Source organism: Veillonella parvula DSM 2008 (genome assembly GCF_000024945.1).
GTDB classification, from domain to species: domain Bacteria; phylum Bacillota; class Negativicutes; order Veillonellales; family Veillonellaceae; genus Veillonella; species Veillonella parvula.
Genome location: NC_013520.1, coordinates 1,161,056 through 1,179,645 on the forward strand (window position 1 = coordinate 1,161,056; position 18,590 = coordinate 1,179,645).

The following is an 18,590-nucleotide window of genomic DNA, read 5'->3' on the forward strand; positions in this document are numbered from 1 at the left end:
ATGATTAGTCGTGATTCTTTTTGCGGTTTGTTAACAAACCAGGTCCAATTGTTTCAATGATGATAAACAACATTGGGATGATAAAGATACCAAACAATGTAGCTGTTGTCATCCCTGCTACTACAGTAATACCCATAGAAGTACGTGCACCAGAACCAGCACCACTAGATACTGCCAATGGTAATACACCAAGGATAAATGCAAAGGATGTCATCAAAATTGGACGCAAACGAATTTTTGCAGCTTCGATAGCAGCATCAACAACATTCATACCACGCTCGTCAACGCGAATCTTAGCATATTCGATAATCAGAATCGCATTTTTTGCAGCCAAGCCAACCAAGGTTAAAAGACCAATTTGCATATAAATATCATTTGCCAAAGAGTATCTGCCTGTGAAGTTCAATAAGAATGGTACTAAAGAAGCACCAATCATACCAGATGGTACGGAGAACAATACGGCAAATGGAACCTTCCAAGACTCATATAAGGCAGCCAAGATTAAGAATACAAAGACAAGGCCTAAACCTAGAATCAACATAGATTGAGAACCGGCTTTTAACTCTTCACGAGATTGCCCTGCCCAATCATATGTATAACCAGCAGGTAATGTTTTAGCGGCGGCCTCTTTTAATGCATTGATAGCATCACCAGAGGAATATCCTCTAGCTTGAGAACCACCAATTTGTACGGCCATCGCATTATCAAAGCGAGTAATGCTAGATGGTGTACCTGTTTGTTCCTTTGTAATATAGTTAGAAACAGGAACCATTTGGCCATTGCTATTTCTAACAGCTAACATATTAAGCTGATCCGCATTTTGACGATATGCGTCTTCCGCTTGGACTACAACCTTATAGTTTTTACCATAAGTAGTAAAGTCGTTAACTTGAATACTACCATAGAACCCTTGCAAAGTGGTAAAGATATCAGCTAATGCTACACCATCTTGAGCCGCTTTTTCACGATTTACATTAAATTGTAATGTCGGCGTAGATGTATCAAAAGTAGTATAAATAGATTGAATTGCTGGGCTCTTACGAGCTTCCGCAATAAATTCATTAGTACGGTCAGCCATAACTTGTGGACTATCGCCAGCTTTGTTAATGATGTACATACTAAAACCACCAGTAGTACCAAGACCTGGAATAGATGGTGGATTCATAGCAATAACTGTTGCTTCAGGTACACCTTGAGCGGCAAAACCAAAGGTTTGACCAACCATTGCATTGATAGAAGTTGCAGCAGTAGTACGATATTTCCAGTCAGACATAGTAGCAAAAATTACACCAGCACTAGACTTTTGACCACCACCTAAAAGGTCAAAACCAGCGACAGTAAATACTTCTTGGAATAATTGTTCATCCTTAGGTTTTTCAGGATCATTTTTTTCTTCCAAGAAAGATGCAATTTTTTCAAGTGTAGCCATAGTCCGTTCAGATGTAGCACCAGGTGGCTCATTAATAGCAATCATGTAGTAACCACTATCTTCAGCTGGTACGAAAGAAGTTGGTAAGAAGTGGAAAACTAAGGCTGTACCACCTGCAAATACTAGCAATGTAATAACAATTAAACTTAAACGATGGCTTAAACGCGCTAATTGGATGCCATACCAATTACTGAATCGTTCTAGAGCAGCATTAAACTTATTTAATTGGCGATGTAACCAATCTTCACGATTTTTAGATATATGTGGTTTCAACATTGTAGAACATAATGCTGGTGTCAACACAAGTGCAATAATAGCTGAAATTACAACGGAAACAGCAATCGTTAATGCGAACTGTTTGTAAAGGATGCCTGTCATACCACCCATGAAAGCAACTGGTACAAATACAGCAGTCAATACAAAGGCAATACCAATTACTGGTCCTTGCACATTTTCCATTGCTTTAATAGCCGCCTCTTTTGGAGGTAAACCATTATATTTTAACTCATATTCAACAGCCTCTACCACTACGATAGCATCATCAACAACAAGTCCGATAGCCAAAACCATGGCAAAAAGCGTCAAAGTGTTAATAGAGAAATCTAATAAAACAAAAGCGCCAAATGTGCCAAGCAAAGATACTGGCACAGCAATCATAGGAATGATTGTGGATCGCCAAGATTGTAAGAAGACATATACTACAACTAAAACAAGGAGCAATGCCTCTACAAATGTATGCTCAACCTCATTAATAGATGCACTTACGAATTTAGTATTATCTACAACTACGTTATATTGCATATCTGGTGGGAAGGATTTAGATTGCTCATCTAGAACCTTCTTAACATTAGCAATTGTTTCTAATGCATTAGCATCATTTTGTAGGGAAATAGCAAAACCGGCAACCTCTTTGTGAGCAGATTTTGCGATGAAGTCATATCCTTCAGCCCCAATTTGAATACGGGAGACATCTTTTAGATGTAATACCTTACCATTAATGCTTTTAATAGCAATATTGCCAAATTGTTCAGGTGTTACGAGACGTCCATCAATTTTGATAGGATATTGAAAGGCTTGTTCACCATTTGTAGGGTTTTTCCCTACTGTACCTGCTGCGGCTTGTAAGTTTTGACCTTTTATAGCCGCCGTAACTTCAGAGATAGTAACACCAAGTTTTTGCATCTTCGCCGGATCTAGCCAAATGCGCATAGAATAATCAGATCCGAACTCCTGTACAGAACCAACACCCTTAATGGATTTGATTGTATCCATCATATAATTGGTACCATAGTTCTTTAAGAATGTTGCATCATATGTGCCATTTGGTGAACTCAAAGAGAATATAAGTGCCATATCACCAGAAGATTTAGTAGTTGTAACACCTACAGCTTGTACCTCTGAAGGCAATTGTGCAAGTGCTGCTTGAACACGGTTTTGTGTATTAACCGCATCCATATCAGCATCTGTACCTTGATTGAACTGAACAGTCAACGAATAGCTACCGTTACTGGAACTATTAGATGTCATATAGTCCATATCTTGTACGCCTACAATCTGCGTTTCAATAACACTGGCTACTGTATCATTAACAACTTGAGCAGTTGCACCAGTATAAGCAGTATTAACTTGAACTGTAGGTGGAGAAATTTGTGGATATCGAGCTACCGGAAGGTTCATCATAGAGATAAGCCCTACCAACGTAATAACAATGGCTATTACGATGGCAAAGATAGGTCGATTAATAAAGAATTTCGACACGATCTATCCTCCTTTTATTTTGTAGCTTTCAACTGTTCTTTAGTTAGTAGTTTGCCATTTACTTTTACGCCATTTTTCACCTTAGTTAAGCCGTCAACGATGATTGTATCACCAGTAGCCAAACCAGATTTAATGATCGTTTCATTACCTTTAGTACCACCAATCTCTACTGTCTTTTGTTCTACTACACCAGCTGCATTTACAACATAAACAAAGTTTTTGTCCATGATTTGTAAAATTGCACGACTTGGTACAAGGATTGCATTTTTAATCTTTTCACCAGGAGAAACAACAGTAGCATACATATTAGGTAATAATAAATGATTAGGATTTGGGAAGGACGCTTTCAATACAAGCTTACCCGTAGATTGATCTAAACTCTTAGCCGCTTGCACGATAGAACCAAGTTCATTATATGTTTCGCCATCAGCAAGTTTTAATTGAATATTTGGACCATTAGAATCATCCGTTGTAGGATTCTTCATAAAATCAAGATATTCTTGCTCAGTCATACTAAACTCAACGAAGATTGGATCAATAGAATCGATTGTAACCAATGTAGTAGAGCCAGCCTGAACATAAGTGCCTGTATCTACGTCATCCATGCGTAATGTACCAGAATATGGTGCATATACCATGGTATCCCCCATATTATCTTGAGCAATTTTCACGGATGCTTCATACGCTTCATAAGTAGCTTTAGCTTGCTCTGTAGCACTACGTTGCGTATCTACACGTTGTTGAGCAATCGCATCTTGTGATGCCAAAGTTTCATAACGTTGAAGATCTACTTCAGCATTTTTCAAGTTTGCATTAGCTTGAGCTGCTTGTGCTTCTGCATTAGCAAGACTCGCTTCATATTGACGAGAATCAATTCGATATAATGGTTGTCCCGCTACTACTTGTTCCCCACCTTTTACAAACTTCTCAACAATATAACCACTTACACGAGCATGTACAGCTACAGAGTTCTCCGCAACTACAGTGCCAGCAAATGTTTGATCAACTTGTGTATCACTTGCTGTAAGTTTATATGTATTAACATTAATCTCACCAGCTTGCTGTTGATTGTTGCCACACCCTGCAATCATCACAGCAGACATTACGAGAGCTGCTAACATACGGGAATAACGATACTTCATTATCTGTACTCCTTTTCAGAAACGAATCATTCATGTCACATAATTTCATAAATATCTTTATATATTTTACAGGATTCTATAGATAAAGTCAATTTTTCCGATACCCCTCTACCTTTGTAGAACATAGATAAAATCTGATTAAACCCACATATATTGTATACAACAAAAATGTTAAAAACTATTGACATTTTATATTCAATATGAACTTAAATAGTTTTAGAATTATAAAACTATATATTACTAGTTTACTTTTTTTCAGTTAATACCGTATAACCATGATCCTCAACTAAGATTACTTCATTATTGTTTATCGGCACTAATGGTATCATATCTTGATAAGTATCTAATGTTTTCTGAGCAGTCTCTTCAAATGGATACTCTCCTAAATGAGGCACAACATAATGATTAAATACATTTACACCCATATAATCATCTAATTCAGATGCTATACTTTTATCATCCATTATCTGATTATATTCAATATTTTCAGACATAATAATTGCGCCAGCAGATTCACCAATATATAATAAGCCTTCTTTGATTCTTTCATAAAGTAGGCCTATAAGATTTTTCTTTTTCAGCTCTTGTAATAGATAAAATGTGTTACCACCAGATATACAGATACATTCAGTCTTTGAAAGTTTATTTTTTAAATAATCTTCATCATATTTAGAAATATCAATAATTTCCAATTCATATCCTAAAGACTTTAACATCTCAATACCTTCATCAATATATCCAGTATATGGTTCAACATTACCAGCAGTAGGAATAAAAACTATCTTATTCGAAACCATTTTCGAAAGATATTTTTTTGTTATACTTTCTGTTCCCGCTAAATATGACATAAGTAAAATTTCCATGCTTTATCACCTCAAAGACTCTTTATTTAAATTAATTTGAAAATTTTATTATTAATATACAAAAAACCGCCTAAGAATCTACTTAGACGGTTTTAAAACCACTTAATCGGCTTTCCTTTATCTATTATAGCCGAATAATCACAAATTTATCTGTAAGCGCAAACTTATTTCTTAAAATGTACGCTTCTTATTTGGTGGAGATGAGGGGAGTCGAACCCCTGTCCAAGAGTGTTGCCATATAGACTTCTCCGAGCACAGTCTATGATTGAGATCTTGGGTTGCTATCGCTCACAGACAAGCTACACAACCCCAGTTCATATTGTCTCGCCTAATTCATATGAACAACTAAATTAGACCAGCCTACTGTTTGACGTCCATTCACACTTGGTAGGCACAAGTATGAGGGACGTAGCTTATGCAGCTAATGCAAAATTTTCTTCTGCGTTTAAATGTTTTCCCACCGTTTAACGGCCTCATGGAACGCCGACTCGCTATCTATACCACACGCACCCCTGTCGAAACCTTTACATCCCCGTGCGTCGGTCTCATAATTATAAGCCTATTTATTATAACTGTCAATTGCAATAGACCTTTACGACGCTTGTAAATCACTGATTTCTACTCCAATACAAGAGTAAAACTTTAGTAAATCTTATTATGATTTTAAATCAATTTATGTCCTACCATAAATTGAACTATCAAATTGAAATTATAAATCTAAGATAATGCTTTTATAGCTTTATCCAATGTCCGGCACACATAATCAATTTGTTCTCTATTATGTGCAGCTGTAACGGTTAGACGAATTCGACTTTCACCAACAGGAACTGTAGGTGGACGTATCGCTGTACCTATAATTTCAGCGTTGTATAAATGATTTGATACCGCTAGAGTATCCTCATTGCTACCGATAAGTATTGGAAAAATTGGAGTTTCATTCGTGGCATATATTCCCATAGAATTTAAGCAATCTGTCATATAGTTCACATTGTCTTGTAGTCGCCTTAATACGGATGAATCAGACTCTATGATTTGTAATGCGGCCAAAGCGGCACCTATATCGGCTGGAGACAATGCCGTAGAGAATATAAAACTGCGACTCATATTCACTAGATAATCGATGATAGTACTATTAGCAGCCACATAGCCGCCAACAGCTCCTAGAGATTTGCTCAATGTACCTAGCTGAATATCCACGTCTTTTTCAAGACCATAATAAGCAGCCGTGCCATGTCCGTTGCCAATAGTTCCCGTCGCATGAGCATCGTCTACCATAAGTAACGCATGATACTCACGGCTGAGCTCGTAGAGCTTATCTAATGGGGCTATGTCACCGTCCATGCTAAAAACGCCGTCTGTGACAATGAGCTTACGTGCATTACGATTTACTTGTTTAAGTAAAAACTTTAATTCCTCTACATCACAGTGACTATAGGCTTTTATAGTAGCCTTACTCAATCTACAGCCATCAATAATACTAGCATGATTTAATTCATCGCTAAAGATAATCGTATTTTTATCTGCTATAGCAGAAATAGTACCTACATTTGCCATGTATCCAGTATTAAACACGAGAGCCTTTTCTGTATTCTTAAATTTTGCTAGTTCCTTTTCAAGTTTTGTAAACAATGGAAATGTACCAGATACAAGACGGGAACCGCCTGAACCAGTACCATATTGTTGAGCCCCTTTAACGGCTTCATTTATTACACGTTGATCAAAGGTAAGACCTAAATAATTATTTGACGCCATCATCAAATATTCTTTATCATCTTTTTTAACCCGTACTGCATCTATAGGGCAGTATTCCATTAGAGTACGCAAATTATGGTTATTTATTTTACTATCTAATTGTTCTTGGAAGAATTTATACATACGATCACCACTGAACAAGTACAGGTTCTTTTTCCAAGTACTCAATTACGCCTTCCAAATCAATATTCGGCTTTACAAAGAATACACGTCCCCCTAAATTAGAGCCAATTTCCTTCATATTAGGGATGCGATGATAAACACCATTACAAGCGACGTAGCCTATTGTGTAATCTGGATCATCAGACCAACATAATTCGCCTACAATCCCTTCTGCAGATTGCACCTTAGACGCCAATACTAAAGCCTCTCTCATATGTTCATTATCTCCTAGTTTATCAGAATCAAAGGAGTCCATATGACTTACGCGAACACCACGATTACCTGCATCGAGGCGCTCACCAGAAATTGCATCAACTAACATAGCTCCCCGCATAGATGAAACTAGACTTTTTAATAAAAAAATAGAATTTCTAATAGCTGACTCACTAATATCAGTCCCCTGTAAAAGTTTTACAGCTAATTGATGTGCTTCAGTAACTGTGTTTGCCGTATGTTCTTTTACTTTTAAACAATCTATATATGTAATTGTTTCCGACGGAATTAAGTCCACTGTAATATTAATAAAATCAGCAGTCCCTTTACTGTGATGCAAAGCTCGTTCAGCTAAAGACTGGGCTATAAATCCAACTTGATTTAAGGTCACAATGCGTTCTGCGCCAGAAATATGGTGGCCCCCGTTTTCATGGGGACCACCTTGAGCCGCGCGCATACGCACACTATATAATTCATCCATTATGATACCTTACCTTTAACTACATTACTTTGAGGTACTTGGTTGTGAATTTTATGGAATACTTTCACAAATACTGGTGCCATAATTACTGTAAAGATCATACCTGGGACTGCGAGAGCTATCATCGGTAATGCAGCCTTACCAACGTATAAAGACAAAGATAATCTCGCTAAAGCAGATGCAATTGGACCAGAAACCATAATACCTATCATGTGATTATGGCACATCCAAAGGATTAGTCCCACAATGAGCCGGAATTGCATAGCAATCATAACATTTAAAATGGTTTGAGTACCTAATGCTAAGCCTATTAGACTAGATAAACAACCACTTATAATATACTTTTTAAATCCGAATACGGCACATATCGCTACCGCCAACGGGGCTGATAATTGAAACTCTATACCTGGAATGACATTAGGTATTTTAATAGCCCCTAATACAGTAATCATGGCAGTTAAAATAGCAACCTCTGTAATGTACCGAATGTTCTGATTCATAATGTATCTCCTCTACTTAGAAAATGTCAACTACAAACATCTCTTATTGTTTACATTATAAATTCTCACTGTATTTTTATCAACCACTAAAAATAACACAGTTAACAAATATACAAGAAGAACCAAGCCATATCGACTTGATTCCTTATAATTCTTAATATTTTTGTTGCTCTTTAATTCGCTTAGCAATATCGCGCTTGGCATCACGTTCCGCCATATCTTGACGCTTGTCATAAATTTTCTTACCAGTTACTAGACCTACGGTAACCTTTACATAACCGTGACTGAAATGAAAATTTAGCGGCACTAAAGAGAATCCTTTTTCCTTAACTTGAGCATGTAACTTATTGATTTCAGATTTATGCATCAACAACTTGCGTGTCCGCTCCGGTTCATGGTTAAAACGATTTCCTTGTTCATATGGGCTAATATGAACGCCATACAACAAGAGTTCCCTTTTATCTATACGACAAAAGCTATCTTTAAGATTAAGCTTACCTTGACGAATAGACTTTATTTCAGTTCCTGTTAAAGCAATACCAGCTTCATAGGTCTCATGAATATGAAAATCATGACGCGCCTTACGATTGTCAGCAATAAGCGATGGGCTAGATTTCTTTGCCATATTCTCCTCTATCGTTTACGTTTACTTTTAGATTTTTTAGATTGACCACGTTTTGTAGCTTTATTTGACTTCTTGTGACTCGATTTACCTTTTTTAGATTTTTTACTGAAAACATCATATCTAGAACGCCCAGCTATTGAATCATCTCGTTTAGACGATTTTCTACCGCTTTTACGGGATGATTTACGATCCTTAGAACTACCAAAACCATCACGACTAGTAGCATAATCGGAACCACTGTTCAATTGTTCTTGGATAGCCATCAGGTTATCTACTTCACCAAGGACAAAGTCGATTTGTTTCTTTTCTACATCGGCTTTTACAAGTGTAACAGTAACCTTTTCACCTAAGTGATATGTTTTACCTGTACGCTTACCAACGAGAACAAAGTGTTCTTCATCAAAGAAATAATAATCGTCGTTCATCATGCTAATATGCACAAGACCGTCGATACCATTCTCTAATTCTACAAACATACCAAAGGATGTTATGCTCGCAATAGTACCTTCAAAAACTTCACCTACAAAGGGAACCATGTATTGAGTCTTCTTAAGATCTGTAGTTTCACGTTCCGCTTCGGTTGCTACTTGTTCTTGTATGGAAGAATGTTCCACAGCACCTGCCAAGAAGGCTTCATCTACATCTCGTTTAGAGTATCCACCTTTCCAATGCATATCCGCTTTTAAAAGACGATGCACCATCAAGTCCGGATACCGTCTAATGGGAGATGTGAAATGCGTATAGCATGTAGACGCTAAACCAAAATGGCCAACATTTTCTATGCTATATTTTGCTTGCTGCATGGAGCGTAAGGTCATAATTTGAGCCACTTGCTCTATATCCTGTCCCTTCACCACATCAAGAATTTTTTGGAAATCTCGTGGCGTTACGCCATCAGCACTGATGACGAGATTTTGACCTAAATAATTTAATACCTTTTGGAATAAATCTAATTTCTCTTCACTTGGATTTTCATGAATACGATATACCGATGTACGTTCAGTATCTCTCAAATGTGTTGCTACCGTTTCATTGGCAATTAGCATACATTCTTCGATAAGTCGCTCTGCCATAGTTCGGTCGCGTTTTACAATACGCAACGGCGTACCGTCGAGGTCAAGTAATACCTTATACTCAGGAAAATCAAAGTCTAATGCCCCTCTACGACGACGCATCCGATTTAAAATCTTTGAAATCTCTGCTAAATCGCGAAGCATAGGTATAAAATCTACTAAATCGTCAGGAATGATATTTTCTTCAAGCGCTTTATAAACTTCCTTATAGCTACAACGACGTCCTACGTGGATAATAGACGGACGAATACGATAATTAACAACTGTACCCGAATCATCAATCTCCATCATGCACGTCATAGCATAGCGGTCCTCATGTGCATTTAAACTACAAATACCATTCGATAATACCTCTGGTAACATTGGTACTACGCGGTCCACTAAGTAAACTGAAGTCCCCCGCTTGTATGCTTCATTATCAATAGGCTGGCCTGAAGTAACATAATGACTAACATCCGCAATGTGTACACCTAGCTCATAATTACCATTTGGTAATTTACGACCACTTACAGCATCGTCAAGATCTTTTGCATCTTCTCCATCGATAGTTACCATTTGTAAGTCTCTAAGATCCCACCGCTTCGGATCTTCATGAACAATAGTATCTATCTTCTCACTTGCCTCAATTACCTCTTTAGGGAATGCAAAAGGAATCTTATGATTAGCCATAATACAGTTAATGTCTAGGCCTACATCCCCCTTATAACCTAAAATTTCTGTTATAATTCCTTCAGGTTTTTTATTGCCTTCAGGCCATTTTGTAATTTTTACTAAAACTTTAGCGCCACTACGAGCATCTAAAGTATTTTTTAAGTCCACAAAAACATCAGTACCAATGCGTTCATCATCAGGTACAACAAAGCCAAAATGTTGTTGTCTATCGTAAGTACCCACAATAGTTTCGTTGGCACGCTCAATAACATCAACGATGATGCCTTCACGTTTATGCTTAGTATAATCTGATGGTACAATGCGAACACGTACCTTATCATTATGCATAGCAGTTCCTTTATTTTGTTCTGCTACATAAATATCTTCATCATCCAGCATAATAACAAATCCATAAGATTTACGATATCCTTTGTAGATACCTTCATATTCTTCATGCTGTTGATCTTCATATCGGTATACATCTGGTCGAGATGAAGTTAATACGCCTTCACGGGCGAGCATTTTCGCAGATCGAATAAACATTTCAAGATCTTTGCCACCTCGAATACGATTATCCATTGCTGCATCCTCAATATGGTATGCATGTGGTTGTATAGATTTATAAAAGTCCAATACCTTCTTCTTCAAGTCTGCACCCCCTTATTAGGATGAAAAAAGAAAAAGCCTGCAAAGCAGGCTTTCATCATTAGAATTGATTAATCATTGCCCCTAATACTAAGCTCAACACAGCAAAGATAATCCCCAATATAATCGTACATTTAGATAAGAAAGCATCTAAACCGCGTTGCTTACCACCAAAAGAAGAGTCTGCTGCACCAGAAACAGCACCGCCCATGCCTGCGTTTTTGCTATTTTGTGCAACAACTACTACAATTAATAAAATAGATACGATTACTTCTACAATCATTAAGAAATTTGTCACGACTATCATCCTTCCTGTGATGCTCGATGCGAGCCCAATACACGATGTTCTAAATACTTCTCTAATTTACGTTTTACCCTTTGTAGCGCATTATCAATAGATTTAATACTACGATCTGTGACCTCAGCCATTTCTTGATAGGAACGTCCATCAAGGTATCCTTCCAAGACTTCCCATTCAAGATCACTTAAAATATGGCCAATATTGCGCTCAATATCATCTAATTCCTCTTGACTGATAATGAGGTCTTCAGGATTTGTAATCTTTGTTGAAGATAGCATTTCAATCAATGTACGCTCCGAGTCCTCTGTATACACCGGTTTATTTAAGGATATATAGGAGTTCAAAGGCGCATGTTTTTGTCTTGTAGCCGATTTAATGGCTGTAATAATTTGTCTAGTTATACAAAGTTCCGCAAAGGCTCTAAAAGACGCTAATTTATCATGTTTAAAATCTCGCGTCGCCTTATAGAGTCCAATCATCCCTTCTTGGATGATATCCTCTCGGTCAGCACCTACCAAAAAATAGGAGCGAGCCTTAGCTCGAACAAAGTTCTTATATTTATTAACAATATAATCGATTGCAAACTCATTTTGCTCTTCCTGAGCTATGGCCACAACTTGCTCATCGGTCATTTCCTTGAAATTGTAATCGGACTTGCGTGTATGAATCATTTTCATAAGCTCCTCCTTACAATTGAGCGAGAAAAACCAATATATTCATTATACTGGAACAGTATATGATTTTCAACTATCAATGACCTCGACGCAATTTCTCAAGCTTTTCAGCCACTTCAGGAGATAATAAACCTCCCACTTCATTACGACGCACTGAAAATTGATCACGTCTATGTTCATGAGCATATTGAAGTCGTTCTTCTTCCTTAGCAATACGAATCATATTTTGCAACTCACGAGCAGGAATACGCAACCCTCCAGAGCCTAGAATTTGATTCTGTTCTGCCCCATCGGAGGTTACAACATATACATTAGTATATTTGCCTTTACGTAAAAATACCTCTCGTTCAATAAATGAATCCGCCGTTTCTCCATCCTCAGTATATACTTCAATGAATCCACTTGTGATGGATTCAATGGAGCCTCCGGATTTTGTATATTTACCGTCAAACACAAGGATTACTTCATAGCCCTTGAATTTACCATAATTTAACAATCTATCTCGAAGTTCCATTCTCGCATGTTCTAAGGACTCATGAGCCAATTTTTTCAAATAAGTCCATGCAAAAATTACATTGTATCCGTCTACAATTAAGATATCTTTCAGCATAGTTATTTCGCTTGGCGTTGACGTACCGCCTCATACATAAGAACTGCAGCTGCAACAGATGCATTCAAAGAATTCAAATTCCCATACATAGGAATTGTTACAAGGAAATCACAAGCTTCTTTTACAACGCGACTAATCCCCTTACCTTCATTACCAATGACTATAACCGTAGGAATTGTCATATCAGCTTCATACAAGGTACGATCGCCTTCCATATGAGCCCCCATTACCCAAAACCCTTGTTTTTGAAGTTGTTTAATTGTTTGCGTTACATTACCAATTTGTACAAGTGGAATTTGTTCAATGGCACCTGCAGATGTCTTTGCAACAGTAGCATTAATAGGCGCATTATGTCGTTTAGGAATGAGTACAGCCGTAGCTCCTGCACATTCAGCAGTACGAATAATCGCTCCCATATTATGTGGGTCTTCAACACCATCCGTTAAGATGAGTAAAGGAACCTCATGTGTTGTTTCTTGTAATACCTCTCCCAATTCTTTAAATTGAACGGCCGATACAAGAGCTATAACCCCTTGATGTGGTACCTCTAAATCGTACTTATTCATCTGCTTAACTGGTGTTGGTCTAACTTCAATCCCTTGAGATTTAGCAAGATCTACAATATCAGCTAACCCTGTTTTTACCCTATCTTCGCTGACCAAAATACGTTGAATAGAACGACCACTTTTAAGGGCTTCTTTAACCGCATTGCGACCTACAATATAATTATCCATACTACATACCTCGTAGAGTTATAGAAAAGGCTTGCCCCATGATATGCTGTAAGCGCTCTTCTTGGCGCGTTTCATAAAGAAATCCTAGTACTGCTTCAAAGGCCGTACTACTGCGATATTCTTGAACAGTACTACTTTTAGGCACGTTTACATTACTATTTCTAGCACGGCGTGCAATAGCTTGTTCATCTTCTGTGAAAGTATTTTCTATTTCTAGCAATACTTTCGCCTGTGATTTAGCGCAAATAAATTCAGTAACGATAGTATGTAAAATCTGTACTTTTGTAATATTCATTTGTACCACGCGTTCACGCACATACATGGAGTATACTGCATCACCAATATATGCTAGCATAACTGCATCAGCACTTAAGCACTCCTCTATTGTTCGTTTGCGCAAACGAAGCGGCTCTTCTTCAAGAGCCGTTAGTTTTTTTATCGCTTCATTCTTTAAGAATTGAAATTGTTTAAACTTCACGTTTTTTCCACCGTGCACCTTGAGGAGAGTCCTCAATGGTAATACCAATCTCAGCTAATCGATCGCGGATACAATCAGCTAATGCCCATTGTTTTTGTTCGCGACAAGCTTGACGTACAGAAAGAATAACTTGCATTAATTCTTCGTATTCAGCAGCATTGGCGCCCGTGTTGCCTTCCCAAGCTTTTTCGAGAACGCCAATAACATCTGTCATAAATTTGAAGATTCGTTTTACTTCAGCAATTGCCTCTTGGCAAACAACGCCTTCTCTACTTGTTACTGCTTGATAATAAATATTTATTTCCTTTGCGAGACCAAACATGCTAGATGTTGCTAAAGCCGTGTTGAAATCATCGCTCATGGCAGCCTCAAATTCTTCTTCGTATTCTTTCGCTTTTTCTAATAAACGTTGAGCTTCATCACATGCACCTGGTTCACATTTTTCAAGATAAAGAAGGTTTTCAATAGCTGTGCTTAACCGTTCCAAAGATTTATTAGCTTCTTCTAGACGCTCATCAGAGAAATCTAATGGGCTACGGTAATGCGTGCTCAATAAGAAATAACGCAATGCATCAGGACTATATTGTTCTAAAATATCTTTTACCAAGAAGAAATTATTCAAGGACTTAGACATTTTTTCAGAGTTAATAGTGATAAAACCATTGTGCAACCAGTAGCGCACTGATGGATGTTGACCAGAGCAACCTTCTGATTGAGCAATTTCATTTTCATGATGAGGGAAAATCAAATCGCTACCACCACCGTGGAAGTCAAATTCTGTGCCTAAATATTTTTGGCTCATAGCAGAACATTCAATGTGCCACCCTGGACGACCATTCCCCCATGGGCTTTCCCAATAAGGTTCACCAGGTTTTGCTGCTTTCCACAAAGCAAAGTCCATAGGATTCTTCTTACGACCATCTACTTCAATACGTGCGCCTGCTTCCATATCGTCTAATGTACGACCAGATAACTCACCATAATGTTCAAATTTCTCTACACTATAATATACATCGCCATCAAGTTCATAGGCGTAGCCCTTGTCAATCAATGTTTGAATCATAGTAATAATATCTTCAATATGTGTAGATACACGTGGATAAATGTCTGCACGTTGTACACCTAACGCATCCATTACTTCAAAATAACTATCGATATAACGGTTTGCAATGGTATCCCAAGAGACGCCTTCACCATTAGAAGTGTTGATGATTTTATCATCCACATCAGTAAAGTTTTGCACATAGGTTACTTTATAGCCTACATGTTTCATATAGCGACGAATTACGTCCCAAGTCACGAAAGGACGAGCATTGCCAATATGAGGATGATTGTATGGTGTGACACCACATACGTACATTTTTGCCTCGCCTGGTGTTACAGGATTAAAAACCTCTTTTTGGCGCGTCATAGTATTATAAACAGTAATTTCTCTCATCGTTACCGATGCCTCCATTTTTGTAAAATAAAAAAGACCTCTCATCTCATACAGAGACGATGGTCCGCGGTTCCACTCTGTTAGGCACCAACAGTGGTACCCACTCATCGCATAACGGCGCGTCACCGGACAAACCTACCTATAATCGGAGTGTCAGCTCGTGAATGCATTTCGTCTACCTATCCATGAACCCTCCCACCATCGGTTCTCGCTAAAAAGTTAGTTGTAGAGTACTTCTTTCAGTCTCAGCTATTATTATATAATCTATATTTATATATAAAATTATTCTACCAATAATGCTATAGAATGTCAATAATTATAAGAAAAATCCTCATCTTTCAAATTTAGCTATTAGCCTATCATACATGTGTATTTCAGCCAACTTAATTAGAAATGATGAGGATCAATATAATTAAAATATCTGACCGCTATTATTATAAATAACAATAGCTTTTATAGAAAACAATTAATGGCAATTTTTTAGTTAATATCAATTAATATTATGCATTTTCCAGCTTTTCTTGATCATCATGTTTACGGCAAATCCCCGCAAAGATGGAGCCCGTAAAGTTATGAATAATGGAGAATACTGCACCTGCTACCGCAGCTTGTGGCGTAAAATGTTTAAGTGCTAAAGATACTGATAATGCAGAATTTTGCATAGCCACTTCGATTTGCATAGCACGACGAGAAGACACATCAATACTGAGGGCTTTACATACCAAGTATGTCACAACATAACCACTCAAATTTTGTACTAAACATGCTACAAAGATAATGAGACCAGTTTCAGCAATTTGTTTTTGGTTAACTGCAGTTACAGCTGCCAAGATAAGCAACACTGCGATGGCTGCAATCGTTGGACATACAGATTTAACTGGCTCAATTTTAGAGCCAATAAAGTAATTCAATACAATACCTAAAATGATTGGTACCAATACGATTTTTACAATGGATATAAACATTGGCATAAATTGAATTTCAATAGAAGATGTTGCACCAGCATATAATACGACAAATAAAGGCGTTAAAATAGGTGCCAATAATGTGGATACAGTTGTTGCTGATACGGATAAGGGAACATTACCATTTGCAAGGAAGGTCATTACATTAGAAGCAGTACCACCAGGACATGCACCCAACAAGATAAAACCAATCCCAACTTCTGGAGGAAAATTAAATGCTAAGGCTACTAAGAAACCTGCCAATGGCATCCATAAGAATTGGATTACGGATACGAGAATAACCTTCATTGGTTGCTTAAATACATCAATAAAGACTTGAGCCGTTAATGTTAACCCCATCGCAAACATAACAAACTGTAGCATGTAAGCAATATAAGGAGTCATCCAAGAAAATACTGCAGGTAGCATATATGCTAAAACAGCCATCAATAGTACTATCCAGGATAGATAACTATTGAATAAGTGATTAATAGAACGAATAACACTCATAAAAACACTCGCTTTCATAATAAATCAAAATTTAATACGCCGATTATTATAGCATTTCTATAGAATATTAACAACACATACAAAAGGAGTTCACATAACACCTGTTACATGAACTCCTTTGATTAATTGATCAAATTTATTTTGTTAATGCACCTACATTATCTAAACGATGTAAGCACTTTTCTTTACCAAGTAATGTAACAATATTATTCAAATCTGGACCATGCATTTGACCTGTTAAAGCTACACGAATTGGCATAAATACGAATTTACCTTTTAAAGAGGTTTCTTTCATTACGGCCTTGATTGTTGCTTTTACAACTTCAGGTGTAATTTCATCAAGTTCAGCCAATGCATTCCGGAAAGCGCAGAGAACTATTGAAGCTGTTTCTTCATTCAATACAGCACGCAATTCTTCTTCATGCCCCTCTTCAAGGAATACTGTTTCGCCCATAAACAAGCCTACATGATCTTTGATTTGAGCACCATAGCTAATATGATCACGGAATGTAGAGCATAATAATGTCAACCAATCGATATCAGCTTGATTCAAGCTATCTGGAGCTAAACCAACCTCTTTCAAATGCGGCAAACAAAGGTGGAATAATTCTTCATCACTCAAATTCTTCATGTAGTGGAAATTTATATGGTTCAATTTATCAATATCAAACACAGCAGGATTTTTCGCTACCCGATCCATAGAAAAAGCCTGAATTAATTCATCTTGTGTGAAGAATTCTTCTTCACCTTCAGGAGCCCAACCAAGAAGTGCCAAGAAGTTTACAAGTGCTTCTGGTAAGTAGCCTAATTGTTTGTATTGTTCAACAGAAGTAGCACCATGACGTTTGGACATTTTCTTGTAGTCTTTACCAAGAATTAAAGAAATATGACCAAACTTAGGGACTTCCCAGCCAAGAGCTTCATATATGGCCATTTGTCGAGGTGTATTGGATAGATGTTCTTCCGCACGAATAACGTGAGTAATCCCCATCATATGATCGTCCATTACTACAGCAAAGTTATATACAGGAATGCCATCAGATTTTACAATTACAAAATCACCAACACCATTAGATTCAAAGGATACATGCCCACGTACCATATCATCAAAAGCATATGTTTTATTCAACGGTACACGCAAACGAATTGTAGGTTTACGACCTTCAGCAATGTATTTAGCCTTTGTCTCTTCATCTAAGTGTTCACAATGACCATTGTATTTCGGTGTTTCCCCACGCTCCATTTGATCTTGACGCACCGCATCTAACTCTTCAGGGGTGCAATAACACTCATAAGCTTTACCTTCATCCAATAAGCGTTGTGTTACTTCTTTATATAAATCAAGACGTTCTGTTTGACGGTAAGGACCATTATTACCGCCTACATCAATGCCTTCATCCCAGTTCATGCCAAGCCATTGTAAGGAAGCTTTAATATTCTCTTCACTTTCACGTGTAGAACGAGTTAAATCTGTATCTTCAATGCGCAATACAAATGTGCCTTTTTCCTTACGTGCTAATAGCCAGTTAAACAAAGCAGAACGAGCACCACCAATATGGAATGGTCCCGTAGGGCTTGGAGCAAAACGAACTTTCATGGAACTCATG

The 18,590-nt window shown here is 37.5% G+C and carries 16 protein-coding genes, 1 other RNA gene and 1 other annotated feature; all 17 genes read right to left on the minus strand.

From position 1 onward, the window contains the following. Positions 1 to 4 precede the first annotated feature (4 nt). Positions 5 to 3,187: an efflux RND transporter permease subunit gene (locus VPAR_RS05065; RefSeq protein ID WP_012864427.1), complete on the minus strand. Its 3,183-nt coding sequence runs from the start codon at positions 3,185 to 3,187 to the stop codon at positions 5 to 7. 14 nt (positions 3,188 to 3,201) lie between these two features. Continuing rightward, positions 3,202 to 4,329, minus strand: coding sequence for an efflux RND transporter periplasmic adaptor subunit (locus tag VPAR_RS05070; protein WP_012864428.1), 1,128 nt, complete (start codon positions 4,327 to 4,329; stop codon positions 3,202 to 3,204). Between the two features lie 245 nt (positions 4,330 to 4,574). Continuing rightward, positions 4,575 to 5,192 (minus strand): Type 1 glutamine amidotransferase-like domain-containing protein, encoded by a 618-nt coding sequence (locus VPAR_RS05075; RefSeq protein ID WP_012864429.1) that lies wholly within the window; start codon positions 5,190 to 5,192, stop codon positions 4,575 to 4,577. A 192-nt stretch (positions 5,193 to 5,384) separates the two neighbouring features. Beyond that, positions 5,385 to 5,726, minus strand: a transfer-messenger RNA (tmRNA) gene (gene ssrA, locus VPAR_RS09550). 183 nt (positions 5,727 to 5,909) lie between these two features. Beyond that, positions 5,910 to 7,067, minus strand: coding sequence for an 8-amino-7-oxononanoate synthase (gene bioF, locus VPAR_RS05080; RefSeq protein ID WP_012864430.1), 1,158 nt, complete (start codon positions 7,065 to 7,067; stop codon positions 5,910 to 5,912). Between the two features lie 4 nt (positions 7,068 to 7,071). After that, the gene (locus VPAR_RS05085) at positions 7,072 to 7,800 is read right to left on the minus strand and encodes a 6-carboxyhexanoate--CoA ligase (protein WP_012864431.1); all 729 of its coding nucleotides are present in this window, start codon (positions 7,798 to 7,800) and stop codon (positions 7,072 to 7,074) included. Beyond that, positions 7,800 to 8,300 (minus strand): hypothetical protein, encoded by a 501-nt coding sequence (locus VPAR_RS05090; protein ID WP_012864432.1) that lies wholly within the window; start codon positions 8,298 to 8,300, stop codon positions 7,800 to 7,802. Before VPAR_RS05090 ends, VPAR_RS05085 begins: the two co-directional genes overlap by 1 nt. A gap of 154 nt (positions 8,301 to 8,454) precedes the next feature. Further along, the gene (gene smpB / locus VPAR_RS05095; protein WP_012864433.1) at positions 8,455 to 8,925 is read right to left on the minus strand and encodes an SsrA-binding protein SmpB; all 471 of its coding nucleotides are present in this window, start codon (positions 8,923 to 8,925) and stop codon (positions 8,455 to 8,457) included. Positions 8,926 to 8,933: 8 nt separating this feature from the next. Then, on the minus strand, positions 8,934 to 11,297 hold the full coding sequence (gene rnr / locus VPAR_RS05100) for a ribonuclease R (protein WP_042466763.1): 2,364 nt from the start codon (positions 11,295 to 11,297) through the stop codon (positions 8,934 to 8,936). Positions 11,298 to 11,355: 58 nt separating this feature from the next. Beyond that, the gene (gene secG, locus VPAR_RS05105; RefSeq protein ID WP_004695991.1) at positions 11,356 to 11,592 is read right to left on the minus strand and encodes a preprotein translocase subunit SecG; all 237 of its coding nucleotides are present in this window, start codon (positions 11,590 to 11,592) and stop codon (positions 11,356 to 11,358) included. Between the two features lie 5 nt (positions 11,593 to 11,597). Next, positions 11,598 to 12,272 carry an RNA polymerase sporulation sigma factor SigH gene (gene sigH / locus VPAR_RS05110; protein WP_012864436.1) on the minus strand — a complete coding sequence of 225 codons (675 nt, stop codon included), beginning with the start codon at positions 12,270 to 12,272 and terminating at the stop codon, positions 11,598 to 11,600. 73 nt (positions 12,273 to 12,345) lie between these two features. Further along, on the minus strand, positions 12,346 to 12,879 hold the full coding sequence (locus VPAR_RS05115) for an NYN domain-containing protein (protein ID WP_012864437.1): 534 nt from the start codon (positions 12,877 to 12,879) through the stop codon (positions 12,346 to 12,348). 2 nt (positions 12,880 to 12,881) lie between these two features. Next, positions 12,882 to 13,613, minus strand: coding sequence for a 23S rRNA (guanosine(2251)-2'-O)-methyltransferase RlmB (gene rlmB, locus VPAR_RS05120; protein WP_012864438.1), 732 nt, complete (start codon positions 13,611 to 13,613; stop codon positions 12,882 to 12,884). A gap of 1 nt (position 13,614) precedes the next feature. Beyond that, complete coding sequence (locus VPAR_RS05125; RefSeq protein ID WP_042466765.1) at positions 13,615 to 14,091, minus strand: Mini-ribonuclease 3; 477 nt, start codon at positions 14,089 to 14,091, stop codon at positions 13,615 to 13,617. Continuing rightward, positions 14,081 to 15,529, minus strand: a complete 1,449-nt coding sequence (gene cysS / locus VPAR_RS05130) for a cysteine--tRNA ligase (RefSeq protein ID WP_012864440.1) — start codon at positions 15,527 to 15,529, stop codon at positions 14,081 to 14,083. The genes VPAR_RS05125 and cysS overlap by 11 nt, the downstream gene beginning before the upstream one ends. 49 nt (positions 15,530 to 15,578) lie before the next feature. Further along, positions 15,579 to 15,785, minus strand: a binding site (T-box leader). 244 nt (positions 15,786 to 16,029) lie between these two features. Beyond that, positions 16,030 to 17,001: a bile acid:sodium symporter family protein gene (locus VPAR_RS05135; RefSeq protein WP_042466766.1), complete on the minus strand. Its 972-nt coding sequence runs from the start codon at positions 16,999 to 17,001 to the stop codon at positions 16,030 to 16,032. Between the two features lie 118 nt (positions 17,002 to 17,119). Next, positions 17,120 to 18,589, minus strand: coding sequence for a glutamate--tRNA ligase (gene gltX / locus VPAR_RS05140; protein ID WP_012864442.1), 1,470 nt, complete (start codon positions 18,587 to 18,589; stop codon positions 17,120 to 17,122). Between the last annotated feature and the right edge of the window lies 1 nt (position 18,590).